This window comes from Planococcus sp. MSAK28401 (assembly GCF_018283455.1).
Classification (GTDB): domain Bacteria; phylum Bacillota; class Bacilli; order Bacillales_A; family Planococcaceae; genus Planococcus; species Planococcus alpniumensis.
Map to the genome: position 1 here is coordinate 2,788,011 of NZ_JAAMTH010000001.1, position 25,441 is coordinate 2,813,451.

The 25,441-nt window shown below is 48.1% G+C and carries 27 protein-coding genes; 12 read left to right on the top strand and 15 right to left on the bottom strand.

From position 1 onward, the window contains the following. Positions 1 to 125: 125 nt before the first annotated feature. From speB to G3255_RS14130, 3 genes are all read right to left on the bottom strand, one after another. Positions 126 to 998: an agmatinase gene (gene speB / locus G3255_RS14120; protein WP_211655051.1), complete on the bottom strand. Its 873-nt coding sequence runs from the start codon at positions 996 to 998 to the stop codon at positions 126 to 128. 1 nt (position 999) lies between these two features. Next, entirely contained in the window at positions 1,000 to 1,833 is an 834-nt protein-coding gene (speE, locus tag G3255_RS14125) for a spermidine synthase (protein WP_211655052.1), read from the bottom strand. 427 nt (positions 1,834 to 2,260) lie between these two features. Beyond that, positions 2,261 to 2,776, bottom strand: coding sequence for a YwhD family protein (locus G3255_RS14130; protein ID WP_211655053.1), 516 nt, complete (start codon positions 2,774 to 2,776; stop codon positions 2,261 to 2,263). Positions 2,777 to 2,840: 64 nt separating this feature from the next. Between G3255_RS14130 and thmT the strand changes: the two genes are divergently transcribed. Beyond that, positions 2,841 to 3,026: a 2-hydroxymuconate tautomerase gene (gene thmT, locus G3255_RS14135; protein WP_211655054.1), complete on the top strand. Its 186-nt coding sequence runs from the start codon at positions 2,841 to 2,843 to the stop codon at positions 3,024 to 3,026. Between the two features lie 302 nt (positions 3,027 to 3,328). On the opposite strand, the gene G3255_RS14140 is transcribed toward thmT, so the two are convergent. From G3255_RS14140 to lipL, 3 genes are read right to left on the bottom strand one after another with little or no spacing between them, the layout of a single operon-like run. After that, positions 3,329 to 3,835, bottom strand: coding sequence for a YwgA family protein (locus G3255_RS14140; protein ID WP_211655055.1), 507 nt, complete (start codon positions 3,833 to 3,835; stop codon positions 3,329 to 3,331). Continuing rightward, positions 3,836 to 5,140: an HD domain-containing protein gene (locus G3255_RS14145; RefSeq protein WP_211655056.1), complete on the bottom strand. Its 1,305-nt coding sequence runs from the start codon at positions 5,138 to 5,140 to the stop codon at positions 3,836 to 3,838. It lies immediately after the preceding gene. Positions 5,141 to 5,188: 48 nt separating this feature from the next. Further along, positions 5,189 to 6,010: an octanoyl-[GcvH]:protein N-octanoyltransferase gene (lipL, locus tag G3255_RS14150; RefSeq protein WP_211655057.1), complete on the bottom strand. Its 822-nt coding sequence runs from the start codon at positions 6,008 to 6,010 to the stop codon at positions 5,189 to 5,191. Between the two features lie 172 nt (positions 6,011 to 6,182). Between lipL and hemQ the strand changes: the two genes are divergently transcribed. Both hemQ and G3255_RS14160 read left to right on the top strand, forming a co-directional pair. After that, positions 6,183 to 6,932, top strand: coding sequence for a hydrogen peroxide-dependent heme synthase (gene hemQ, locus G3255_RS14155; RefSeq protein ID WP_211655058.1), 750 nt, complete (start codon positions 6,183 to 6,185; stop codon positions 6,930 to 6,932). 150 nt (positions 6,933 to 7,082) lie between these two features. Further along, positions 7,083 to 8,105, top strand: a complete 1,023-nt coding sequence (locus G3255_RS14160) for a beta-carotene 15,15'-monooxygenase (protein ID WP_211655059.1) — start codon at positions 7,083 to 7,085, stop codon at positions 8,103 to 8,105. A 49-nt stretch (positions 8,106 to 8,154) separates the two neighbouring features. Here G3255_RS14160 and G3255_RS14165 read toward each other — a convergent pair whose 3' ends face one another. Genes G3255_RS14165 through G3255_RS14175 form a run of 3 tightly spaced genes read right to left on the bottom strand, consistent with a single transcriptional unit; the run spans position 8,155 to position 9,553 of the window. Beyond that, the gene (locus G3255_RS14165; protein ID WP_211655060.1) at positions 8,155 to 8,532 is read right to left on the bottom strand and encodes a DUF423 domain-containing protein; all 378 of its coding nucleotides are present in this window, start codon (positions 8,530 to 8,532) and stop codon (positions 8,155 to 8,157) included. A gap of 20 nt (positions 8,533 to 8,552) precedes the next feature. After that, positions 8,553 to 8,819 carry a YwdI family protein gene (locus tag G3255_RS14170; protein ID WP_211655061.1) on the bottom strand — a complete coding sequence of 89 codons (267 nt, stop codon included), beginning with the start codon at positions 8,817 to 8,819 and terminating at the stop codon, positions 8,553 to 8,555. Between the two features lie 59 nt (positions 8,820 to 8,878). Next, positions 8,879 to 9,553, bottom strand: a complete 675-nt coding sequence (locus tag G3255_RS14175) for a uracil-DNA glycosylase (RefSeq protein ID WP_211655062.1) — start codon at positions 9,551 to 9,553, stop codon at positions 8,879 to 8,881. A gap of 135 nt (positions 9,554 to 9,688) precedes the next feature. Between G3255_RS14175 and G3255_RS14180 the strand changes: the two genes are divergently transcribed. Together G3255_RS14180 and pdxK are read left to right on the top strand one after the other, a co-directional pair. Further along, positions 9,689 to 9,943 carry a hypothetical protein gene (locus tag G3255_RS14180; RefSeq protein ID WP_211655063.1) on the top strand — a complete coding sequence of 85 codons (255 nt, stop codon included), beginning with the start codon at positions 9,689 to 9,691 and terminating at the stop codon, positions 9,941 to 9,943. Positions 9,944 to 10,003: 60 nt separating this feature from the next. Next, on the top strand, positions 10,004 to 10,837 hold the full coding sequence (pdxK, locus tag G3255_RS14185; RefSeq protein ID WP_211655064.1) for a pyridoxine/pyridoxal/pyridoxamine kinase: 834 nt from the start codon (positions 10,004 to 10,006) through the stop codon (positions 10,835 to 10,837). A 107-nt stretch (positions 10,838 to 10,944) separates the two neighbouring features. Here the strand turns inward: pdxK and G3255_RS14190 are convergent, their stop codons facing one another. Beyond that, complete coding sequence (locus G3255_RS14190) at positions 10,945 to 11,955, bottom strand: ABC transporter permease (protein ID WP_211655065.1); 1,011 nt, start codon at positions 11,953 to 11,955, stop codon at positions 10,945 to 10,947. Further along, on the bottom strand, positions 11,956 to 12,819 hold the full coding sequence (locus G3255_RS14195) for an ABC transporter permease subunit (protein WP_349291442.1): 864 nt from the start codon (positions 12,817 to 12,819) through the stop codon (positions 11,956 to 11,958). Positions 12,820 to 12,954: 135 nt separating this feature from the next. On the opposite strand from G3255_RS14195, the gene G3255_RS14200 reads away from it, so the two are divergent. The 3 genes from G3255_RS14200 (at position 12,955) to G3255_RS14210 (ending at position 15,701) form a co-directional block, all read left to right on the top strand. Then, the gene (locus G3255_RS14200) at positions 12,955 to 13,305 is read left to right on the top strand and encodes a YojF family protein (RefSeq protein ID WP_211655066.1); all 351 of its coding nucleotides are present in this window, start codon (positions 12,955 to 12,957) and stop codon (positions 13,303 to 13,305) included. Between the two features lie 12 nt (positions 13,306 to 13,317). Next, positions 13,318 to 13,998: a bacillithiol biosynthesis deacetylase BshB2 gene (gene bshB2 / locus G3255_RS14205; protein WP_211655067.1), complete on the top strand. Its 681-nt coding sequence runs from the start codon at positions 13,318 to 13,320 to the stop codon at positions 13,996 to 13,998. Positions 13,999 to 14,330: 332 nt separating this feature from the next. After that, entirely contained in the window at positions 14,331 to 15,701 is a 1,371-nt protein-coding gene (locus G3255_RS14210) for a YjiH family protein (protein WP_211655068.1), read from the top strand. A 46-nt stretch (positions 15,702 to 15,747) separates the two neighbouring features. On the opposite strand, the gene G3255_RS14215 is transcribed toward G3255_RS14210, so the two are convergent. Further along, positions 15,748 to 16,692, bottom strand: coding sequence for an L-threonine 3-dehydrogenase (locus G3255_RS14215; protein WP_211655069.1), 945 nt, complete (start codon positions 16,690 to 16,692; stop codon positions 15,748 to 15,750). Positions 16,693 to 16,931: 239 nt separating this feature from the next. Between G3255_RS14215 and G3255_RS14220 the strand changes: the two genes are divergently transcribed. From G3255_RS14220 to G3255_RS14230, 3 genes are read left to right on the top strand one after another with little or no spacing between them, the layout of a single operon-like run. After that, the gene (locus G3255_RS14220) at positions 16,932 to 17,759 is read left to right on the top strand and encodes an amino acid ABC transporter substrate-binding protein (RefSeq protein ID WP_211655070.1); all 828 of its coding nucleotides are present in this window, start codon (positions 16,932 to 16,934) and stop codon (positions 17,757 to 17,759) included. Further along, a complete protein-coding gene (locus tag G3255_RS14225; protein WP_211655071.1) occupies positions 17,746 to 18,447 on the top strand; it encodes an amino acid ABC transporter permease in 702 nt (233 codons plus the stop codon). Before G3255_RS14220 ends, G3255_RS14225 begins: the two co-directional genes overlap by 14 nt. Before the next feature lie 31 nt (positions 18,448 to 18,478). Next, entirely contained in the window at positions 18,479 to 19,228 is a 750-nt protein-coding gene (locus G3255_RS14230) for an amino acid ABC transporter ATP-binding protein (protein ID WP_211655072.1), read from the top strand. A 39-nt stretch (positions 19,229 to 19,267) separates the two neighbouring features. Here G3255_RS14230 and G3255_RS14235 read toward each other — a convergent pair whose 3' ends face one another. Together G3255_RS14235 and G3255_RS14240 are read right to left on the bottom strand one after the other, a co-directional pair. Next, positions 19,268 to 20,680 carry a YfcC family protein gene (locus tag G3255_RS14235; protein ID WP_211655073.1) on the bottom strand — a complete coding sequence of 471 codons (1,413 nt, stop codon included), beginning with the start codon at positions 20,678 to 20,680 and terminating at the stop codon, positions 19,268 to 19,270. Next, a complete protein-coding gene (locus G3255_RS14240) occupies positions 20,677 to 21,801 on the bottom strand; it encodes a mandelate racemase/muconate lactonizing enzyme family protein (protein WP_211655074.1) in 1,125 nt (374 codons plus the stop codon). The genes G3255_RS14235 and G3255_RS14240 overlap by 4 nt, the downstream gene beginning before the upstream one ends. 148 nt (positions 21,802 to 21,949) lie before the next feature. Here G3255_RS14240 and G3255_RS14245 point away from each other — a divergent pair, with 148 nt between their 5' ends. Further along, entirely contained in the window at positions 21,950 to 23,149 is a 1,200-nt protein-coding gene (locus G3255_RS14245; RefSeq protein ID WP_211655075.1) for a M20 metallopeptidase family protein, read from the top strand. Between the two features lie 1,009 nt (positions 23,150 to 24,158). Here the strand turns inward: G3255_RS14245 and G3255_RS14250 are convergent. Next, positions 24,159 to 25,349: a glycine C-acetyltransferase gene (locus G3255_RS14250; protein ID WP_211655076.1), complete on the bottom strand. Its 1,191-nt coding sequence runs from the start codon at positions 25,347 to 25,349 to the stop codon at positions 24,159 to 24,161. Positions 25,350 to 25,441 lie beyond the last annotated feature (92 nt).

Here is a 25,441-nt window from a genome sequence, read left to right on the forward strand (position 1 = left end):
TCTTATTGTCTAGCTCCAGCGCCCAGATTCTCGGGGTCATAAGCCATTCTGGCTGTGCGGCAAAGAGCGCCGCTTCGCCAGACCGTCTTATGCCCGTCGAATCTACATGGGCGCTTCCGCTTTTCTTATTTAACCCACCCAAGGATCATTTCGCGGATGAGTTTGCTCGCTGTGTTCGCTGTTTGGTCGGAATGATCGTAAACTGGCGCGAGTTCAACGAGGTCGAAGCCGACGACGTTGACGCCTGATGCTGCGATGGCATGGATCGATGCGAGCAGTTCGCGCGATGTGATGCCACCAGCATCAACTGTTCCCGTGCCTGGAGCGTGCGCTGGATCGAGCACGTCCATATCGATCGTAATGTAAACCGGACGACCGTCGAGTGTCGGCAGTACCTGTTTCAACGGCTCGAGCACTTCGAATTTGTACAAATGCATGCCTTGCTCTTTCGCCCATTCAAATTCTTCTTTCATTCCTGAACGGATGCCGAACGAGTAGACATTTTTCGGGCCGATGTGATCGGCAATTTTACGGATCGGCGTTGAATGCGAATATTCTTCGCCTTCATAGTTTTCACGGAGATCCGTATGCGCATCAAAATGGATGATGGCAAGATCGTCGTATTTGCTGGCGACCGCTTTCATGACCGGCAGAGATACTAAATGCTCGCCGCCCATGCCCATCGGAATTTTATTGTCTTTCAATAAAGTATGGACATACTTTTCAATCTCGAGAAGGGATTTTTCCGGATTGCCGAATGGCAGTGGAATATCTCCAGCGTCGAAGAATTTCACATCTTCTAGTTCGCGGTCCAAATACGGGCTGTATTCTTCCAACCCGATAGAAACTTCACGGATTTTGTTCGGGCCGAAACGCGATCCCGGGCGGTAGCTGACGGTCCAGTCCATCGGCATGCCATAAAGGACTGCTTTCGACTCTTCATAATTCGGATGGCTTTTAATGAATACTTTTCCTGAATAAGTTTCGTCAAAACGCATCTTATTCACCCGTCAAATCTTTCACGAATTTCGGCAAAACAAATGCCGCGTTGTGCAATTCCGGCGTGTAATATTTTGTTTCAATATCGTGGAAACGCTCAGCTGGCACTTCCAGCGGGTTGTATTTTTTCGAACCGATCGTGAATGACCACAAACCGCTCGGGTAAGTCGGGATGTTCGCTAGATAAAGTTTCGTAATCGGGAAAATCTCTTTCACGTCGCTTTGGACTTGTTTGATCAAGTCCGGCGTGAACCACGGGTTGTCCGATTGCGCGACAAAAATACCGTCTTCTTTCAAGGCTTTCGAGATGCCAGCGTAGAAGCCTTTCGAGAACAAGTTTACTGCGGGCCCGACCGGTTCAGTGGAATCGACCATGATAACATCGAATTCGTTTTCCGATTCCGCGATGTGCATGAAGCCGTCGCCGACGATCACTTCAACACGCGCATCTTCGAGTCCGGATGCGATCGATGGCAAGAATTTCTTCGAATACTCGATGACTTTTCCGTCGATGTCGACAAGCGTCGCTTTCTTGACAGAAGGGTGTTTCAGGATTTCACGGATGACGCCGCCGTCTCCGCCTCCAACGACCAATACGTTCTCCGGGTTCGGATGCGTGAACAACGGGACATGTGCCACCATTTCGTGGTAGACAAATTCGTCTTTTTCAGAAGTCATGACCATGCCGTCCAAGAACAGCATATTGCCCCATTCAGCTGTTTCAGCCATTTCTAAATATTGGAAATCCGTTTGTTCTGTATGAAGCGTTTTATTGATTTTCATTGTAATGCCAAAGTTTTCGGTTTGTTTTTCGGTATACCAGAATCCTGCCATGTATAATCAAACTCCTTTATTTATCAGATTGAAATCACTTTACAAAGTATAAGTGTTTTCCGCAAAAGTGCAATACTCTTTTGCGCCACTTTTCTTTACCCGGATTACCGTGGACTATGCATGCTGAATATGGACAAGACCCACTTGGAGACTTAACCGAGCTTCTGTTTCATTGCATGCAAAAAGGCTTTCTGCAAAGGGAATCGATTCCCTGCACAGAAAACCTTTTTGGCCTGATGGGCGCGGAGAAAGTGACATGAGGCATTGGGCTTGGGTTTGTCGCAATGGCTCACAGCACTTGCCCGCTATCAGGTGTCCTAGCTTTCTAGATGAAAAGCTGTAATCTCAGTTTACTTTCTTTTCGGCTCAACTTCAACTGCCTGAAGCACCGAATTTCAGGTTTCACATTTCGTTCAAGAATCCAGCCTTATTGTGACAAATCATTGTGTAATTGTTCTAAACTGCGTTCCCACATTTCTGGGTTGTGGGTTTTCAGATAATCGGCGAGTACTTTTTTCGACGGCGCGTCCATATGGTCGACGATGATTTTCCGTTTCATCGACTTATCCATCAAATTGACGTGGTCCGCCAAGATTTTGTAGCCGCGCCGCTTCTCGCGATTAACGACCATTTCACATGCCGTGATGCCGGCATAATAAGGCCCTGCCGGATTAAAGTCGATGGTGATCCAAACGAGCCAATAATTTTTTCCGCCTGCAGAATCTTCTCGGTTGGTCGTGAATTTGATGCCGCGTTCCGTCTGGCTTCTCGCATGCATCGCACCGATATCAAGCACCGCGTCTTGTTCTTCCACATCGATAATGAGCGGCGAAACGTTCTCAAGAGACAAGGACCCGATGCCGTACCCTTTATGTCCGTCTGTCGGATCGTCCTTTATAATGGTGAATCCCAATTTCTTTTTGGGCTTTTCTTCATTTGCCATTTGTACAATTCCTCCATTCTGATATGATAATGCTAACATCCAATGAAAAGGAGCTGCATCCATTATGCCATACGTAACTGTAAAAATGCTCGAAGGCCGCACAGATGAGCAAAAACGCGCACTTGTCGAAAAGGTCACTGCCGCTGTATCCGAAACAATCGATGCCCCGCCGGAAAAGGTTGTCGTGTTCCTTGAAGACCTGAAGAAAAGCGAATACGCGGTCAACGGCAAGCTGTTGAACGACGAGTAGAGAAAAACTCCCCTCGGGGAGTTTTTTTTTTGCGCAAATGAATGGCTCATCTCACTGTATCCGTCCAGCCGCTTCCGCTCTGTCTTTAGTTTGAGAGCGGAACGTTCATTTCTCAATGAAATGTAAAAGCAACCGCGCGCTTACGGGGAAGCGAAGCAATGAGACAGGTGATTTTCCTGGCTTATTGCGAAAGCTCAGCCCCAAGCGCGGCTGCGGTTCACAACAAGTACTTCAATCAAAACACCGTTCTTTTGCACAAGCACCATTCCACTCGAAATACGCTTGATCAAAAAGGGCTCACTTCACGCAAGCTTCAATTGCTCGAGTTCGTCGAGAAAGCGATAGGCTTCTTCGATTTCAGTTGCGGTGAAGTTAAGTTTGCCTTTAACGCTATGTAATTTAGCGATCTGTTCGCCGCGCTCTAGATGGCCGAAGTATAAAAGTGTCGAGGCCAGTTCAAGGAAACGCCCGCTTTTGGCATTGAGTAAAGTAGCCGCTTCGGGATTTTTCGGAATCGAAGCGCCAACGGCATTGCGAAATTCCATGCCTTCATCCGTTACGGCGTATTTATATTGCACATAGGAACCTTTGTCTTCAAGCGCTTCCGATAAAAAGCCCATATCGCATAATTCCTCGATGCGCGCCGTCAATTCTTCCGAGTACGGCCCATAAATATGGAACTCGTATTTCTCCTTGAACGGGACATTGAGTTTTTTCATGATATAGACCATTTTCTGCAGTTTCTTTCGGCCGGTTACTCCTTCGGCCGTCGCGATAAAATCGACGATTCTTGCATGTTCTTGGAGCAACTAAACCCCTCCTTCTCTGAGCATCTCCAGGATTTGCTGCTTGATGGCTTTTTTCTTGCCATCGATGAGCAGTTCCGCTGGAAAGTACAATTTATAATCGGTTCGGCGTTTACCGGAAATGGCGTCGACAATCTGCGACAGCCTAGACAATTCCTTAATATCACCGTTTGGCATCAATAATTGGATCGGCAAGCGTTCTTCCTCTTCACCCGGCCGGTAGAAATCATAGGGCAGGTCAGAAGTCGAATCATCGATCAAGTAGTATTCGGGATCGATGCCGGCCTTCTTGAATAAAGCCGAAAGCTCACCAAGTTTTTTGTAATCCGTCCCGGGATCGAAATCGACATATTGGAAGAGGCGGCGATTGACGAAACGGTCGCACAGGTCAGCGAGTATCGGGTCGCGCTCGTTTATCCACAATTGGAAGTAAGTCATCAAGACGCCTTCATCGAGCGCCAAATAATCGGCGAGCGTGAAGCTACGGTCGAAAAAGGCGAGAAAATGGGTCGGCGGCTGCTGGAATTTATAGCCGCTTTCGCTCAATTCTTTGGCTCGCTGCAAAATCTTCCGCAAAATCACTTCCGCGCTTCTCGCGACCGGATGGAAATACACTTGCCAGTACATTTGGTAGCGGCTCATGATATAGTCTTCGACCGCGTGCATACCGCTCGATTTGATGACGACTTGGTCATCGAGCGGCCGCATGACACGCAGTATGCGTTCCATATCGAAATGGCCGTAGGAAACACCGGTGTAATACGCATCACGCTGCAAATAATCCATCCGGTCGGCATCAATCTGGCTGGAGATGAGCGAAATCACTTGTTTATTGGAATACGTTTTCGCTATGACTTCCGCTACATGGCCAGGAAAATCAGGCGATACGTTTTTCAAGATGCTGTTCACTTCGGTATCACCGGTCAAAATCGCTCGCGTGAATTCCTCGTGATCGACATTAAATACTTTTTCAAATGAATGTGAAAACGGGCCATGTCCGAGGTCGTGAAGAAGCGCTGCACACAAGACCGTCAAGCGCTCGCTTTCATCCCACTCTGGGCGGCCGTGAAACACATCGTCTGAGATGCGCCGGACGATTTCATAGACGCCAAGAGAATGGTTGAAACGGCTATGCTCCGCGCCGTGGAAGACGAGGTAGGATGTCCCGAGTTGTTTGATGCGGCGCAGCCGCTGGAACTCTTTCGAATTGACGAGGTCCCAAATCACTTGGTCGCGCACATGGATATACCGGTGAACCGGATCTTTGAACACTTTTTCTTCAGCTAATTTCTGTGTCGCGTAGCTCACGGGCACTCCTCCTCGAATCGTACTGGTTATTTTACACGAATCTTACGCTCATTCAAGCGTTCGTTCGAGCATTTTTTCATTGCGTTCAAGCACCCGTTTCAAATAAAACGAATACAAGTCAAATTCTTCTTCCTGAAGCGGCATCGGGGCCGGAGAGCCGAGCAGCGCATGCAAATCGAGCACCACTTCAGGAACGGTGATATCGTGGCCGAGCAATTCACTGAGCGACGCCATCACGTCTGGCTCGATTTCTGGGTAGCTGAACTTTGTCTCTTCTCCTTGCTTGCCCGCTTCGTAAAACTCGCGGATCACTTCCGCCCGCCCTGCGCCGCTTCCTTCGATGCACAAATACACTTGCACGGCGATGCCGCGGCGGATGCGGCGCTGGGAAATGCCGGCGAATTTCTTGCCGCCGATGCTCAGGTCGTAACTGCCCGGGCAATACGAACCGACAATTTCGTAGGCGTCGATTTCCGCTTCTGGAAACAAGGCTTCGACGAGTTCGACCATCATATCGTAGCCTTGCGGAATATCGATGGCGCCTTCTTTTTCCGACAGGACGATGGAAATGTTCAACACGCCGGAATCGAGAACAACGGCAAGGCCGCCGGAATTTCGGACGATTGCCTGGTAGCCGTTGTCTTCTAGGACCGCCATCGCTTGATCGATATGAGGCAAGCGGTGGTCTTGGATGCCAAGCACAACCGTGTCATCATGCACCCATGTTCTGACCGTCGGCGGGCTTTTCTGGGAGCCGACCAGTTCACATAACGTGTCATCCGCCGCGAACGATTCAAGCGCCGAGCGTTTGCGTGCGCTCAAGGACTGGTCCCAAAAGCGCCATTTCTTGTCTTCCATAAATAAAGCCATGCTGTCATTCTCCTCTTTTAAGTTCACTCTTTTCAGTTTACCCTTTTCGGTGCAGGCTGAAAAGGCGCTATGCCCATGTCAAATTAGTGACAGGCCCCATTCGGATAGGAACTTATATCTTTCATATGATAAACTGTGGAAGAGAGATTCACATAAAAGGAGTGTTCTACTGATGAATGAAGCAGCAATTACATTAGACGGCTGGTACGTGCTCCACGATTTCCGTTCAATGGACTGGGTCGCGTGGAAAATGCTCGACGACGACGAGCGCCAATTCGCGATCGACGAGTTCAATATGTTCATGGAAAAAGTTAACCAAGCTGACGAAAACAAAACCGGTGCCCACGCCCTTTATTCCATTATCGGCCAAAAAGCTGACCTCATGCTCATGCTTTTGCGTGAAACGATGGATGAGTTGCGCGAGCTTGAAACCGAATACAATAAATTGACGTTGATCGCCTACACAGTGCCGACGTATTCCTACGTTTCTGTCGTCGAGTTGTCGAACTACCTATCAGGCGAAAGCAATGAAGACCCTTACCAAAACCCGCATGTCCGTTCGCGTCTGTACCCAGAGCTTCAACGCTCCCAGTATATTTGCTTCTATCCAATGGATAAGCGCCGCGAAGGCAACGACAATTGGTATATGCTGCCAATGCAAGAGCGCAAAGATTTGATGCTGTCACACGGCAAAATCGGCCGCAGCTACGCAGGCAAAGTCAAACAAATCATTTCTGGCTCTGTCGGATTCGATGATTACGAGTGGGGCGTTACATTGTTTGCAGAAGACGTTCTCCAATTCAAAAAGCTTGTCTACGAAATGCGTTTTGACGAAGTATCCGCCCGCTACGGCGAATTCGGTTCATTCTACGTCGGCACGATTCTCGACAAAGAAAAAACCGTGAAGTTCCTAGAAGTATAAGTTTATGATAAGCGCCGCATCCTTTAACTAGGAGGCGGCGTTTTGCATTCCATGCCCAAATTCATGAGTGAATTTTCTGTTTTTCGCCATACTTCCCCTACCGCCACCTTCCATTTGCTGGGTATACTAAAAGAAAAACGAGGTGTTTGTATGTTCGTAATGCGCCAGACACGTTATGCAAAATGGGCTTTTGCTTTCTTGTTTCTCGTATTGATCAGCAATCTCTTAGTCTACCGCTCACCCTTTTCTTCCACTGTGATACCGGAAGATAGCTTTTGGCTCGTTGCCGGCTCTTTAGTTGATTTTGCGGTCGTCATCCCTTTATTGCTGCTGCTATCCTTCCGCTTAACTTTCAAACACTTGCTTGCAGTTATGGCCACTGGGTTGATCGCCGTGCGCTTCATCATCCCTGCACTGTATTTCGAACCCTTCGCCCCTCTATTCTACCTAGGCATCGCATTCGAACTATTCATATTGGCGGCAGAACTGGCCTTGCTCGGCCTATTGCTCATCCACATTCCAAAAATACGGCGGTCCATGAGCCAACAAGCCGGCAGCCCGCTGTTCACTTTGTTTCCTGCAGTGCATGAGAACGTCAAGCCGAATCCGCTCATCCATGTCGTCCTGTCTGAAGCACTCGCGTTTTACTATGCCTTCTTTACGTGGAAAAAACGGCCCCCAGAAGATCCAGCATCCATCACGCTCCATAAAAATACCAGTTCCATCGCATTTACCATCATGCTCATCCACGCCATCGTCATCGAGACCCTCGGTATCCATTGGTGGCTCCATGATAAATCCGCTGTACTCTCTATTGTCCTGCTCATCTTGAATGTCTATAGCGTCATTTATTTCATTGGCGATATTCAAGCCACCCGATTGAACCCCTTGACCATCAAAGATGGAAACTTGAATGTATCGTTAGGGTTGAACAAACGAATCAGTGCACCGCTCGAATCGATTGCAGCGGTGCGCTGGGGCGTAAAACCAGAGGCCGATGCGCTGGAATTTGTCGCCAAAGATTTTGAAGAACCGGAACCCCAAGTCGTAATCGATTTCAACGTGCCCCAGCAGGCGGTGCTGTTTTTTGGCAAGACGCGCCCCATCTCGCAAATCGCGTTGAAAGTGGATGATCCCGAAAAATTAAAGTCCTTATTAAACTCAGTGAAGTGAGTTCAAAAAAAACTGCCTGCATATGCCATGCAGGCAGTTTTCTTTTTTATTACAATGCCTTCGACGCGGCGATGATAAGCATAACCCAGCCCGCGATAAACGCGACGCCGCCGATTGGCGTAATCGCGCCAAGCACGCTGATGCCCGTCAAGCTCAGAACATATAGGCTGCCTGAGAAAATCACGATTCCGGCGAGCATCAAATAGCCGGCCCAGTTCAGGGAACCGAGCGGGCCGATGAGCGCTGAGCTCATCAAAATGGCGACGGCGATCAAGCCGATGGAATGGAACATTTGGTATTGCACCGCTGTCTGCCATGTATCCAAGTATTTATCCGCTACGCGGCCTTCAAGCAAATGTGCCCCGAATGCCCCGAATGCGACGGCAAGCAGTCCATTAACCGCTCCCGCTATTAAGAAAAATTTCATTTGTTTCGTCCTCTTTCCATTTAAAATTCAAAAAGCGAATCGCCGTTTGCTCCTTCTTCCTGAAGCCTTGTAGCCGCGGGAACCGACTGCGGCCGGTTTACTGTTTCCGTTGCAGCAAGCGGCATGGCGCGCGGTTTTTTGGGCGCTTGCATGCCATCTTCGAGAAGCAGGTCGCATAAGGCACGGATAGCGGCAAGGGATTCACGGATCTTTTCAGGTTCGCTTCCCCGTGCGCGAGCCGTATGCTTATCGATTTCATCTAAAATGCGTGTCGTTTCGATGCCCATGTGTCATGGCCCCTCTCGCTGTTAGTCCTATCCAGTTTACCATGTGCTAGCTGGATTCGTCAGTCCAGGCAGAAATCAATCGGTTCTTCGCCGCGTGATTGTAACAGCTTGTTCACTTTTGAGAACGGTTTACTGCCGAAAAATCCGCGATGTGCGCTGAGTGGGCTCGGATGCGGCGCTTCAATGATGTCGTGGCGTTCGGTATCGATCAGGCGCTTTTTCGTCTGTGCCGGCTTGCCCCATAAAATGAAAATGACTGGCTCTTTTCGTGCCGATACTTTGCGGATCACTTCGTCCGTAAACTGCTCCCAGCCTTTTTTCTGATGTGAATGTGCTTGCCCTTGCCTCACCGTCAGGACTGTGTTGAGCATGAGCACGCCTTGGTCAGACCATTTCGTTAAAGTCCCATCCACTGGCTTCTCACAGCCGATGTCGTCTTCGAGTTCCTTCAAGATGTTGCGCAGGCTCGGCGGATGGGCGATGCCTGGCTGAACGGAAAAACTCAAGCCATGCGCTTGATTCGGCCCGTGATAAGGGTCTTGCCCGAGGATGACCGCTTTGACATCTTGATAAGCCGTATGTTCAAAGGCATTCCAAATATTTTCTTTGACCGGATAAATGGTCTCATTAGCATACTCATTTTTTAAGAACGCTCTCAATTCCTGATAATAGTTTTTGTCGAATTCTTCCCCTAAGACTTGTTGCCAATCATTAGTGAAAATTTGTTTGGTCATTGTATCTACTCCTTCATCAAAAAACTTTTCTTACCTTTTCATTACCCGATCTTTTTTTCTCTAGTCTTGTTCATTTGCAAGCGCTTCAATTCACGCGTCCCACATGTTACGATGGGAAAAAGGAGCGAATAACATATGGCAGACTGGCGGCAAAGGGTTTCTGATATTTCCAAAACAAAAGGCGATAGTGCACCCGAAAGCGCCAAGCGCGCTGGCATGGGCTGCCTGATCGGCTTGATTGTAATAGCAGCCATTTTAACATTGGTGATGGCAGTTGGCCTATTCACGAGCGGACATTGGGTAATCGGGGGCGTCACGCTGTTATTTTCTTTCGCTTCCATTGCAACAGTACTGGCTTTAGCGTGGCCGCACAGGCCCAAACCGTTGTAAATGACGCAAAATTTCTATAAAATTAGCTCAATGACTAAATAGCCTAAAGGAGATTGACTTATGACACTCAAAAAGACACTCACCATTGCAGGATCCGATACTTCCGGCGGCGCTGGTATCCAGGCCGACTTGAAGACGTTCCAGGAACACGGCACATACGGCATGAACGCTTTGACAGTCATCGTTACGATGGACCCTAACAACCATTGGAGCCATGGCATCCACCCGATCGCGCTCGATACGCTCGATGCTCAATTGAAAACAGCATTCTCGACAGGGATCGACTCCTTGAAAACCGGCATGCTGCCGACCGTCGATATCATTGAAATGGCGGGCAAGGCCATCGAAGCATCCGGCATTACCGATGTTGTCATCGACCCGGTAATGGCATGTAAAGGCGAAGATGAAGTACTATTCCCTGAAAATGTCGATGCAATGGTTAAATACTTGCTGCCGCACGCAAAAGTCGTGACACCGAACCTTGTGGAAGCCGGCCAATTATCAGGACTCGGTACCCTTCACACGGTCGAAGATCTACAAAAAGCGGCGGAAAAGATCCACGCACACGGAACCAAATTTGTCGTCATCAAAGGCGGCAAGCAATTGAAGCACGAAAAAGCGGCCGACCTTCTATACGATGGGGAAAAACATTACCTGTTGACGGCTGAGAAAACCGATACGACTTATAATCACGGCGCCGGTTGCACATTTGCTGCGGCGATTACGGCCAACCTTGCTAACGGGCAGTCGGTCAAAGATGCAGTATACAACGCAAAAATCTTTGTCTCTACAGCGATTGCACATGGCTGGAAGCTGAACGAATACGTTGGCCCTGTCATGCACGGAGCGGCGAATAAATTTCACAAAGCTGAAGTGGATGTTGTGGAACTATAATTCAATAAAATATAAAAGGAGGGCGCACAGGCGCCCTCCTTTTATAATGCTATTTCATGTCTGGAATCCTTTGCGTTTTTTATAGGTGATTGCTCGATTGTACGGATTCATTTAGGAAGTTCTTCATTTTTCAATCGCACCATTTTCTCACGCAGCTGTTCCCGGTTCCATTCAATCAACGGATCTTCTTTTACTTGTCGGTGTATTTTTTGGACTTTGGGATTTTTCGAACGCAAATAACCTTCCATCATCAGAGATACCGAGAAAATAGCGAGCCCGATACACAATACAGGGGCAAGCGGGAGCCAGGGAGCGCTTTGCAAGTATCGAAAGCTCGAGCCGAACAGTCCCGCCCATTCGTAAGAAATTGACATCGGCGGATCGCCAAACATGGGATCATAGCTGACTTTGGTTCCTCCCAAAAACAAATTCAGCAGTCCAAGATGCGCCAGTATGATGAATGTCTCCATGACTTGCTGACCGTACAGGACAGCAATTTTTTCACGCATTTGTGGATATAGATGCTTTCGGATAATCCGAAGACGTCCCGCGCCAAGGGTTTTCGCTGCAAGGATATACTCCTTATCCCTAAGCAAAGCAGCTTCATTGGCAATCAGAACTGAGACGATCGGAACGGTCAGCAGACCCATTATGATCACTTGTACGAAAATCCGTTCCCAGAGCGTGCTCGAAAATCCATTTTCCGGCATCCACAACAACGGAGTTAACACATAAGCCGCGAACAAAGTCAGTGGAATGTAATGCATCGAGTCGGCAAAACTGGACATCAATTTGCGCTGTTTATCGAAATAAATACCGAATATATATCCGATTGGCACCGCAATTGCCATACGGACTGCGGCTATTGCTAGTGCAGCCAAGATGGTGTATTTCGCCCCGAGCATCAATTTCCCCAGCAGGTCATAGCCATATTGGTCAGTTCCCAGCGGATGCTGCCAGTTAGGAGAAATAGGGGCCGCTTCCACTGCCCGACCATCTTCCATCAAATAATGAGTTTGCGCCGGAACATCGCCCCACACCCACTCGTATACAAAACTGCCCACGAGGAAAAAACTCAAAATGAAAAAACCAAAGATAAAGTACGGTTGGCGCCACATTTATATCACCGCCTTGTTGTGCCGGCGTGATACGAAAAACCATTCCCCTAAGCTATACAAAATGAACATCGGCAGGAAAAAGCTGAAAATGGTCACCAGAAAACCGAGTGGGTGCATATTTCCACTGAGAAATAGCATGATCCCTGGAAGATTGAACATCAACTCGAGTACAAACAAGTTCGATAGCATGAACCACATCGTTCTCTTAGATTGAAAAAACACGCTAATGATTGCATTACGGAACATATGTATGAGCACGATGTAGACTTTTGAAAAGCCAAGTGCGCGGGCAAGTTCTACATACATCTGGCGCTCTTCCTCTTGAAAAGTCAGCATTGATAGGCGGTAAAGTTGAATAGTCGGCAAAACTGCCAGACACAATACAGGCAGCCAGTAAATTTGATCCTCCCCTGCCACAGCAATTTTCGAAATCAGTACCCCGGTTTCTTTAAAGAAGAAAATGACACTGAGCTGTGCCAGCATAATGATCAACAAATCCGGGACCGACTCCAGAAAATAAAGCATCATTTTTACCCGTTCCCGTATACTGTCAGACAGCAGCATAGTCACTATCGTTAAAGTCAATGACGCTATAAGGGCTACTAGCAAAGCCAAAAATAGAATTTCAAGTGAATACACGATGTAGGCGAAAATGTTTGGGAATAATGGCATCTCCTGCCCTGCACGGTAATTAAGAAACGCAATTTCTCCGATGGGCCAAAGCCCTTCCAATGTCTCGCGTATCGATTCCACGTATAATCGCCCTCGCCATTCTCCTTCTACCCAGCCCCTGACGAGAATCGGCAAACTGCCCGCCAAGACAATCCCGGCGATGGCGATAAAGAAATTAGTTAAAAATTTCACACCTTTCACCCCTTTTTGGAAAATTCTCTCTTTTTTAATTTTATCATCCATCCTTTCTGTTGCAAGCGTACTAATCGCATTCGGCAGCAGAGTTCCTTATACTATTAGAATACCGATTTAATTAGGAGGAACATCATGGAACTAGTAGAAGTCAAACAACTCCAAGCGGCGATCGACTCATTCGTCGGCAAGGATGTCTACCTTCATTTAGAAACGACAAATGGCAGCTACGCCAGCCATTTCAATGAAGGCTTTTTCAATGCCGGCGCATTTATCCGCAATGTCGTCATCAATTTCGAGCTCGGAAAAGTCGTCGGCGACAGTCCACACCGTGTCGGGCTGAAACTCCCGCAAGGCTGGGTTTACGCACAAGGCATTACCCATTTTGAAATCGATGAAGAAGGCCGTTTGCTGCTCGCCGGCCACGACGGAACTGGAAAATTGGCGGTGGCGCTGCAACTCAGCGAAACACCGTTCAGCTATTAAGGAGGAATTATAATGACCATCCCGAAAGAACGACATGTACTGGTCATCTTCCCCCACCCCGACGACGAAGCGTTCGGAGTGTCGGGAACGATTACGACCCACATCCAACAAGGAACCCCCGTTACATACGCCTGTTTGACGCTTGGCGAAATGGGCCGCAATCTTGGCAACCCGCCGTTTGCGACGCGTGAATCTTTGCCTGCTATCCGCAAGAAAGAACTGCTGGCCTCCGCCGAAGCGATGGGCTTGACGGACCTTCGCATGATGGGCCTACGCGATAAAACCCTGGAGTTCGAAGACGATGAAAAAATGGTGCGCATGATGGAAGAGCTTATTGAAGAAACCAACCCTTCCCTAATCATCACGTTCTATCCGGATTTTGCCGTGCATCCTGACCACGAAGCAACAGCGCGCGCAGTAGTTCGTGCTGTGCGCCGCATGGAAGACCGCCCGAAACTTCATTGCGTGGCGTTCGCCAACAATACACTGGATGTGCTCGGTGAGCCTGACATCGTCTACGATATCAAGCCCGTACGTGAGCATAAGATGAATTCAATGAAAGCCCATATTTCGCAAACTGCTTGGATGCTCGAGGAAATGGAGCACAAGCTGCAAAATGGCGACACCGAAACCGAAAACTGGCTGACCCTTGAACGGTTCTATGCTTACCGCTGGGACCAGGATTTCGAGTAGGATCTTGCCGAATCCCGCCTCGCACGTCGAAAAGACCTGTGAGGCGGGATTTTTTTATTCTGTAAATCACTTCTTCAGAGATTCCATCCGATACATGGCAGGTTAAACAGCGTCGTTATTCCTCTTTCCAGCCAAAGTAAACTGCTGGAGATGCTCCGCCAATATTATCCATATTCAGCAATAAGATTTTCTTTCTCAAAAATACTATTATTTTCTTCTGTTTTCAGATAATATAAACATTACTAATGACAGCGGTTCCAAAGGGGAAAGTGTTGTATAATTAGTATAATATGCGTTTATTCATACAATAAAAAGAAAAGGGGAATACTATTTTGAAAAAGTTTTCAGCTTCTACTTGGTTATTATTCCTGATTCCGTCTTTCCTGGGGATCCTGTTGTTCCTTGTTCCAGTGCCTACAACAAATGCTGACGGTGATACAGAATGGATGGTTACTATTGCAGTCTTAGCAAATTGGATGGCTGGAGAAATTACCTCTATCGTCCCGTGGATTTTGTTAATTCTTTTAACTATTGCTGCTGTAGGATCATTGTTGTACATAACAAAGAAACCAGTTACTGATGGGAATGTAGCATTTTTCAACAAATTGTTTAACGTGAATTTATTCTGGACAATGACTAGATTAGTGGCAGCTATTTTTGCATTTATGGTTCTTTTCCAAGTTGGTCCAGAAGCTATCTGGAGCGATGCAACAGGCGGTCTTTTATTAGATGGTGAGGACGGATTATTGTCCTTCTTGTTTACGATCTTTTTATTTGCTGGACTTCTACTCCCATTGTTAATGAATTTTGGGCTTCTAGAATTCTTTGGCACAATGATGGCAAAAATTATGCGCCCTCTGTTCCGACTCCCTGGTCGTTCATCAATCGATGCATTAGCATCATGGGTAGGCGATGGAACTATCGGCGTACTTTTAACTAATAAACAATATGAAGAAAATAAGTACACGCAACGAGAAGCCGCCATCATTGGAACAACTTTTTCAGTAGTATCAATTACATTCGCTATTGTTGTTATTGGCGAAATCGGTCTTGCAAATTATTTCCTTCCGTACTATGGAACTGTTATTCTTACTGGCGTAATACTTGCTCTAATTATGCCAAGGATCTACCCTCTAACTAACAAACCTACTACTTTTATAGATGGCTCTGCACAAGATTCTCAAACAGAAGATGTGCCCAAAGGTTACAATGTCGCTTCGCATGGTATCGAAAAAGCATTAGAAAAAGCAGATCGCAATCGATCAGTAGTTACCTTCTTTAAAGATGGATTTAAAAACGTTCTTGATATGTGGATTGGAGTCGCTCCTGTTGTAATGGCATTTGGAACGATCGCACTGATTCTTGCTGAGTATACTTCAACATTCACCATACTTGGAACTCCATTCGAGCCTTATTTAAACTTACTCGGAATCCCTGAAGCTGCTGAGGCTGCCCAATTGATGGTCATTGGATTTGCGGACATGTTTTTACCAGCTATTCTAGGTGCTGGCATTGAGTCTGAAATGACTCGGTTTGTTGTCGCTACTATGTCTGTTACCCAGTTAATTTATATGTCCGAAGTTGGTGGACTGCTGCTCGGTTCTAAGATTCCAGTGAATATAGTGGATTTAATTATTATCTTCCTGCTTCGTACAATTATCGCCTTGCCAATTATAGCGGGTGTTGCACATTTGTTGTTTTAACTCGATAAAAAGGCGCTTTTCCGGTTTCGGAAAAGCGCCTTTTTTATTATGCTTGCTGTAGTTTTTGCTTTAATTTTTCCAGCATGTCTGCCGTCATGGCATCCAAGTCATACTCGGTTTTGAAGTTCCATTCGTCTTTTGCGGCACTGGCATCGATACTATCCGGCCAGCTGGCTGCGATTGCCTGGCGCGCCGGGTCGACGTCATAGTTCAATTTGAAGTCCGGCATATGCTTGCGGATTGATGCCGCGATCTCTTCAGGTTCAAAGCTCATCGCCGTGACGTTGAATGCATTACGGTGAACGAGCTTGTCCGCGTCAGCTTCCATCAAGTCGACGATTGCCTGAAGCGCATCCGGCATATACATCATGTCCATGCGGGTGCCTTGTGCAATATAGGAAGTGTAGCTGCCTTTTTCGATTGCCTGGTAATAGATGTCCACAGCGTAATCGGTCGTTCCGCCACCCGGAGGTGCCACGTTGGAGATCAAGCCAGGGAAACGAAGGCCGCGGGTATCGACACCAAATTTCGTGAAGTAATAATCGCAAAGCAATTCTCCTGCTACTTTATTGACACCGTACATTGTTGTCGGCCGTTGAAGCGTGTCTTGCGGCGTGTCGTTTTTCGGTGTTGAAGGGCCGAATGCGCCGATCGAGCTTGGCGTGAAAAATTGCATATCGAGTTCACGGGCTGCTTCAAGGGCATTGACCAATCCGCCCATATTCAAGTTCCATGCAAGGAGCGGCTTTTCTTCTGCAGTCGCAGACAGTAGTGCTGCCATATGGATCATCGTATCAGCATTGAAATCACGTGCCAGATTCATCATGCGTTCTGCGTCCGTCACGTCCAAAATTTCGAAAGGCCCGTCCTGATTATCGGATGGCCGGATATCTGTTGCCAATACATTTTCCGCACCATAAGTTTCACGCAATTTGCCCACTAATTCCGAGCCGATTTGCCCTAAAGCCCCTGTCACCATGATTCGTTTCATTTTTCAAGCACTCCTTTTCTACAAAACATTTGTCCGCTCTAAAAAGACAATAATGACTTTTCAAATGCTTTCATATCAAGCTTTTCATTAGAGTTATTATAAATTGTTCTCTTTAAAAAAACAATGGCTTTTGCTTATTTTCCGCAGCCGATTAAACCTACTATACAGGTAAGCTTTATTATGCTTAAATAGAACAACAACGCCATAAGGCAATAATTTAACGAAATGGGGAACCATCAATGAAGAAGCAATGGGCATTTCTGCCGATCGGTGCAGCTGCATTATTCTTAGCAGCTTGCGGATCTTCCGATAGCACAGACAACTCAGAAAACACAGACTCAGGCAGCAGCACAGAAGGCGAAACGGACTTGCTCGCCGAAATCCAGGAAGAAGGAACTTTGGTCATCGGCACTGAAGGCACATACCCTCCTTTCACATTCCATGACGACAGCGGAGAATTGACAGGCTTTGACGTGGAAATCGCCCGTGAAGTCGCAGACCGTCTCGGTGTCGAAGCTGAATTCCTTGAAACGCAATGGGATGCAATGTTCGCAGGCCTCGATGCTGAGCGTTTTGATATGGTCGCCAACCAAGTCGGCATTAATGAAGAACGCCAGGAAAGCTACGATTTCTCAGATCCATACATCACTTCGACAGCAGTTCTCGTCGTAGCTGAAGATAATGAGGAAATCCAAAGCTTTGACGATTTGGAAGGCAAGCTCTCTGCACAATCATTGACAAGCAATTACGCCGAAACAGCTACTTCGTTTGGCGCAGAGCTTGAAGGCGTCGAAGGCTTTAACCAAGCAATCGAATTATTGGTATCAGGACGTGTCGATGCGACAGTCAATGACAATTTGACGGTCCTTGACTTCCAGAACCAACGTCCGGATGCCGGCATTAAAATCGTCGATAAATCTGACGATGCGGCGCAAAGCGCGTTATTGTTTAGAAAAGGCAACGAAACATTCGTTGAAGCAGCAAATGAGGCGCTTGCTGAAATGATCCAAGACGGCACATACGAAGAAATCTCCAATAAGTGGTTCGGCGAAAATGTACTTGAATAGTATTTTCTCAAACCCTGAACGGTTGGAGCGGCTCGGCGACATCGCCCAGTCCTCCTTCTTGCCTTTGATCGAAGCGGCTGTGCAATTCACTTTGCCGCTTTCGGTCATTTCTTTTATCATTGGGCTATTCCTGGCGGTCGTCACTGCGCTTGCCCGCATTTCCACTGTCCGGATTTTTCAATGGATTGCGCGCGTCTACGTCTCGATCATCCGTGGCACGCCACTGCTCGTCCAATTGTTTATCCTGTTTTACGGTTTGCCGACGGTTGGTGTCACGATTGATCCCTTCCCGGCTGCAGTTATCGGATTCTCCTTGAATGTCGGCGCCTATGCCTCTGAGGTCATCCGTGCAGCAATCCTATCGATCCCGAAAGGCCAATGGGAAGCAGCCGATACGATCGGCATGTCTTATTCCCAAACCTTGCGCCGCGTGATTTTGCCTCAAGCTTCACGCGTCTCGGTGCCGCCGCTATCCAATACGTTCATCAGCCTGGTCAAAGACACTTCTCTTGCTGCGTTGATCTTAGTGACAGAAATGTTCCGTGTCGCCCAGCAGATCGCTGCGACCAATTACGAGTTCCTGCTTCTTTATGGGCAGGCGGCATTGATCTACTGGATCATTTGCTTCTTGCTGTCACTCGTCCAAGGACGCTTGGAAAACCGTTTTGACCGCTATGTTTCCCGTTAAATCCAGATTGATCCAGAGATAGGAGTTTATTATGATTTCAATTAAAAATTTGCATAAAAGCTTCGGCGAGCTGGAAGTGCTGAAAGGCATCGATCTTGACGTCGAAAAAGGACAGACCATCGTCGTCATCGGCCCTTCCGGTTCAGGAAAAACTACTTTTCTCCGATGCCTCAATATTTTGGAGAAACCAAGTGATGGGACTGTTGAAATCGGCGGACTTGTCGCTGATTTCTCGAAGCCGATGTCAAAAAAACAAATTATGGCATTCCGCAAACAATCTGCAATGGTATTCCAGCATTACAACTTGTTTCCGCATATGACTGCACTTGATAATATTTTGGAAGGGCCTGTCACCGTCCAGAAAAAAGACAAAGCACAGGCGAAAGAAAAGGCATTGGCGCTACTTGACAAAGTCGGCCTGTCTGATAAAGCCGATTCTTATCCACACCAATTATCAGGCGGCCAACAGCAGCGCGTCGGCATTGCCCGTGCGCTTGCACTCGAACCAAAAGTGATGTTGTTCGACGAACCGACTTCAGCGCTTGACCCGGAACTCGTCGGAGAAGTGCTGCAAGTAATGAAAGATCTTGCATCCGAAGGGATGACCATGGTGGTCGTGACCCACGAAATGCGCTTTGCTAAAGGCGCCGCAGACGAAGTGCTGTTCATGGATGCTGGACGCGTCGTCGAACGCGGCACACCAGCTGAAGTCTTCAATCATCCGAAAGAAGAACGGACACAGCGCTTTTTGAACCTGATTCAAAACACAGACACTATTTAAAACCCCCGGCGCTTGAGCGCCGAGGGTTTTTTATATTATTCAGGAAACACCGATCATGACAGCAATCACAAGTGCGACAAGCGCAATCGCTAACCAAACGAGGACCAATTTCCAGACGAACTTCACCCATTTTTCATAAGGAATTCCAGCCACTGCTAAATATCCCATTAAAGAAGCAGATGTCGGAATGATTGAATTGGTGATGCCGTCCCCGTATTGATACGCAAGAACCGCCACTTGGCGCTCGATTGCCAATAAATCCGATAAAGGCGTCATGATCGGCATCGTTGTCGCCGCCTGCCCGCTTCCGGAAGGGATGAAGAAATTGATGACGACTTGTGTAAAGAACATGCCGATGACAGTCAATGCATTCGGCAAACCGCTGATGACGCTCGATAAGCCATGGATCATCGTATCCATGATGACTCCCTGCTCCATGATGACCAAAATCGCACGGGCAAAGCCAACGATCAATGCACCGAAGACCACCAATTTCATGCCGTCGACGAACGCATCGAACATGCGGTTAACACCGAGATTTCCGACAAGCCCGGCTGCAAAACCGATGATGACGAAGGACGCAGCAAGTTCAGTCAAATACCAGCCCCATTCGAACACTCCGTAGACATTGATGCCAAGCCCGACTGCAAGGAACACGAAAACCATCCCGTGGCGCCAGTTGAACTCACCGAGAGCCTCAGCTTGATCTTTTGTCGACGATTTCTTTGCACGCTTCTCGATTTCGTAGATGATACTCTGCGTCGGATCTTTTTTGACTTTTGCCGCATAGCGCATGACGTACCAAATTGCAAAGCTCAGGAAGAAGATATACGCCCCGAAGCGGAAGCCGATGCCCGAGAAGATTTGCAGCTCGGCAATGCCTTGTGCAATCCCGACAGTAAACGGATTGAGCATGCCCCCGATGAAGCCGGATGCTGCACCGAGCGATACCATCGCCGTCCCGGTCATGGCATCAAAACCGATGGCCCGTGCTACCGCAATTCCGATCGGCACGAAAATGATGACCTCTTCTGACATTCCGATTGTTGCCCCAAGGACTGAAAAGAGAATCATGATAATCGGGATGAGCCATTTTTCCCTTGCTTCCAGTTTATCGACCACTTTGGCGATTCCAGATTCGATCGCCCCTGTTGCGCGGATAATCCCAAACGCGCCGCCTACCAAGAAGATGTAGAAGATGATATTCGACGCTTCAGACATCCCTGTAGGAATCGCTTTGAACAATTCAAAGAAGCCGACTGGGCTCTGTTCCACTTCTGCAAAGGAATTATCGATGACGACCGTGCGATTGTCCACTTCCTCCCGTTCGTATTGACCTGCTGGAATCAAATATGAGGCAACCATCGCTGCAATCATGATCAAAAATAAAATCGCATATGTATGGGGAATCTTATCTCCGCCTTTATTAGCTTTTAGCGGTTTTGTTGTCATGCAGGATCGCCTCCTACTGTACAAGATGTGACCGTCAATTTTTTCAGCTGCTCCGGATCGACTTCAATGCCAAGCCCTGGCTTGCCGCTCAAGAGCACATGCGGATGCTCGTATTTCAAGTCGCCGATTTCTTCACTGAATAACAGCGGCCCTGTCAGTTCTGTGCTTTCGATATTGATCCGCGCCATCGCCGCGTGATATCCGGCACTTGAAGCGACCGATGATTCCACCATCGAACCGATCTGGCACAGCATGCCCGCCGCTTCTGCCGTTTTCGCCATTTGCACCGCATGGAAAATGCCGCCGCATTTCATCAATTTGATATTGATGACATCCGCTGCATCGAGACGGATGATTTCAAGCAAATCTTCCATCGACTGCACAGTTTCATCCGCCATGATCGGCACGGCTGTTTTCTGGCGGACTTCAGCCAAGCCCCGTATGTCGCCCATGCGGATCGGCTGCTCAACCCAGCTGAGTCCAGCCATTTCCAGCTGACGGATCGCCGAAACGGCTGTCCCGACCGATTTCCATCCTTGATTGACGTCGACACGGATTGGCATTTCCGGGCCTACTTCGTTCCGTACCGCTAAAATACGTTCCACGTCCAATTGTGCATTGCCTGCCCCGACTTTCAATTTCAACGATCCGTAACCCGCTTCTACGGCCTGTTTCGCTTTTTCTGCCATGATGTCAGGCGACTCGATGCTCAAGACGCGCGGATAAGACAAATGCTCTTTCGACTGCCCGCCAAGTAAATTATAGACCGGTTGTCCCGAAGCCTTTCCCATCAAGTCGTAACAAGCGATATCGACCGCGGCTTTCGCTGCCGGATTGCCTGCCAAAATTCCGTTCATTTTATGATGGATTGCTTCAATATCGAATGGGTTCATGCCAATCACAGCCGGCAGGAACAATCCCTTCAGCACTTCGTAGCTCGCCGTAAAATACTCCCCCGTCACATGTTCATCAGGCACCGCTTCCCCGTAACCGACCAAGCCGTTATCCGTTTCCAGTTCAAGAATCAAAGACGGCATATCCGGATAGGTCGCATAGGAAATGATAAATGGTTCATGCAATGGAAAGCGCACTGCATGCAATCGTGCTTGAATGATTTTCATAATGAAGCCTCCAATTGTAAGTAGTCCTGTATGATTATACTATAAAAACTTTTGCAATAGCGTAATAATTTTGATGCTTCCTGGGATACGGCGTATAATGACGTCAGTAGATGTTTAAAACTTTTGTAGGATAAAGGAGTTATTGTTGATGAACTTATTAAAACAAACCGATAGCCTGATTGATTCCTTGCAAGAGGAAATGGTGGACATCCGCCGCCATCTCCATATGCACCCGGAACTGTCCCATCAGGAAGTGGAAACCCCTGCTTACATTGCAGAGCGACTGAAAGAAATCGGAGTCGAAGTGCGCCGGGGTGTTGGCGGTCGCGGAGTCGTCGGAACGATCCGAGGCGGCAAACCCGGCAAAACGATCGCTTTCCGCGCTGACTTTGACGCGCTTCCAATCGACGATCAAAAAGAGGTTTCTTATAAATCGACGATTCCAGGCGTCATGCACGCTTGCGGTCACGATGGCCACACTGCTGGCCTTCTCGGCTTTGCGAAAGCGATGATGGCGATCAAGGAAGACCTGCCTGGAACGATTGTGCTGATCCATCAATTCGGCGAAGAGCTGTCGCCGGGCGGGGCACGCGCGATGATCGAAGACGGCTGTCTCGATGGCGTCGACCTGGTGTTCGGCGCTCATCTCCAGAGCAAAATGGAATCCGGCAAGGTTTACCTTCGCGATGGTTACCTGCAAGCTTCTGAAGATGCCATCAAAATCAATGTCTTTGGCTCTGGAACCCATGGCGCGGAACCGCATACCGGCATCGACCCCATTCTTGCTGCGAGCCATATTATGGTCGCCCTGCAATCGATTGTCAGCCGAAATGCCGATCCGTTGAAAGAACTCGTCGTGTCGATCGGCAAATTTCATGCCGGAGACGCTGACAATGTCATCCCGAGCAAAGCCGTCATGGAAGGCACAATTCGCGTGTTCGACCCGGAACTGCGCAAGCTCGCCAGCGAACGTGTGCGTTCAATCGCAGAAAACGTCGCCGCTGCGATGGGCGCGCGTGCTGAAGTGATTGTCGAGACCGGTTACGATTCACTTTGGAACCACCCCGAAGCGGCAGAAATCGTCCGTACTTCCGCACGCCCCGTCGTCGGTGAAGACAACGTCATCGATATTGCCCCCATCATGCCGGTCGAGGATTTTTCTTATTATACACAAGCAAAACCTGGCGCTTTCTTTTTCATCGGCGCAAAAATGACTGACGAAACGCTCGCCTACCCGCATCATCACGAAAACTTTGATTTCAATGAAGACGCGATGAACACGACAGCGAAAGTGTTCGCTTCCATCTATTTCAACGCCCAGCAAGCAGAAAGCGATTCTGCCGAATAATAAAGTATATCCCCCTTCATGAACGCTGGAGGGGTATTTTATTGTAAGCTAACCGAAACCAGGTATGTGCGAGCTAAGGGGAAAGTGAGCGAGATAGATTGTCCATTGTTTGTTGTTTCATCTTTTGGTAAGCGCCTCCCGCTTTGGGCTGGCCTCCCGCAATGAGCCAAGAAGAGCACTTGTCTCATTGCTTCGGCTCGCCCGTGAGCGCGGTTCGGCTAATAGATTTCAATGGATTTTTTGAGTGATGCAGTATCTCTTTTTTACATGTTCATCCGCTGTTGGATGACGCTTATTTAAACTTGTGAGTGAGACGAATGGTTTGTCGATCTTAACATCACGAAGCAGCCGCCTCCCGCTTTGGGCATTCCTCCCGCAATGAGCCAAGAAGAACGCTTGTCTCATTGCTTCGGCTCGCCCGTGAGCGCGGTTCGGCTAATAGATTTCAATGGATGTTGCGTGCGAGAAAGTATCGCTGTCGGTCGGGTGCATTCGTTGGTGGAGACGCTTAGTTGAACTCGATAGTAATAAAGATGCTTCATTGACTATTCTTCTTGTAATTATGAAGCTTTCCAAAGCTGTTTGTGCTTACTTCAAAATATAATGAATTTCATTTCCTCTCTAAAACTAGAGATGGAGCGGAAAGGGGCGAATGGATGGCGAGGGGAAGCCGAGTCCATTCATTTGCGACGCATCTGCGCAGCATATATTTTTTTGCGATGCCCGAACATAGTGAGGGTTGAGCAGATGTGGGAGCAACGGTTCTTCTACGATGCTTGAATCCAGAGAAACTAGGGCCCATAGAACTGAAAGCTAGCAAAGGAAGTGGCTCAATGCGAGCCCTTACTCGGGCAGCTGAAAACGCGACGTCCTGTCGTATCAGCTGCATGACCTGCATCCTGCAGTCCCCAAGCGTCCTCCCTGGAGCGAAATCCCCACCACTCATTATTCCTATCCAAAAACGCAAAGAAAAAACCCGCACAACTCAATGAGCTGTGCGGGTTTCGACTTACTTGATGACATTCAGTTCTTTGCCGACTTTTGCGTAGATTTCAATCGCTTCGTCAAGCATTTCTTTCGTATGTGCCGCTGTTGGCATGTTGCGAACACGGCCAGTGCCGCGTGGAACCGTCGGGAAGACGATTGATTTCGCGTAGACGCCTTCTTCGAACAAGCGTTTCGAGAACTGCTGTGTCAATTTCTCGTCGCCGATGATGCATGGTGTGATCGGTGTTGCGGAATCGCCGATATCGAAGCCAAGCTCTTTCAAGCCTTTCTTCAAATAATCACCGTTGTCCCAAAGCTTGTCGTGAAGTTCTGTCGAATCGATGATCTTTTGGACCGCGGCCGTCGTCGCTGCGACGTCTCCTGGTGTTACTGCTGTCGAGAACAAGAACGGGCGGGAGCGTACGCGCAGCCAGTCAATCAATTGCTTCTTGCCGGCTACATAGCCGCCGACAACGCCGACTGCTTTCGAGAGTGTCCCCATCTGCATATCAACTTCTTTTTCCAATCCGAAATGCTTCACAGTACCTTTCCCTTTGCCAGTAACGCCTGAACCGTGCGCGTCATCGACGTAAGTGATCAAATCGAATTCTTTTGCGATTTCCACGATTTCCGGAAGCTTCGCGATATCACCGTCCATCGAGAAGACGCCGTCTGTGATGACCATTACTTTATTGTATTGGCCGGATTCTGTTGCTTCTTTCGCTTTCGCGCGAAGATCTTCCATATCAGAGTGTTTGAACGCGATGATTTTCGCTTTCGACAAGCGGCAGCCGTCGATGATCGATGCATGGTTCAATTGATCGGACAGGATCGCATCGTTTTTGTCCATAACCGCAGAAATCGCTGCCATATTGCAATTGAAGCCGGATTGGAATGAAATCGCCGCTTCTGTTCCTTTGAACTCGGCCAATTTTTCTTCCAATTGCACGTGAAGATCAAGCGTTCCGTTGATGGTACGGACAGCGCCTGCGCCGACTCCGTATTTTTTGATCGCTTCGATCGCTACTTTCTTCAAGCCTTCATCTGTTGCAAGCCCCAAATAGTTGTTTGATGACAAGTTGATCAGGTCCTTGCCGCCGATTTTAATAATCGCTCCGTTCGGGCCTTCTACCGGATCGATTTCATTGTATAGGCCTTGGTCTTTCAATTCTGTTAAGTTTTCTTCCAAAAACGCATCTAATTTTTTCGACACAGTCCTCTTCCTTTCAAAAAACAAATTCTGACTCCATCTTATCACACCGGGATTTTTTCCAAAAGAAAAAGCAGGCCTCAGACGGCTGCTCC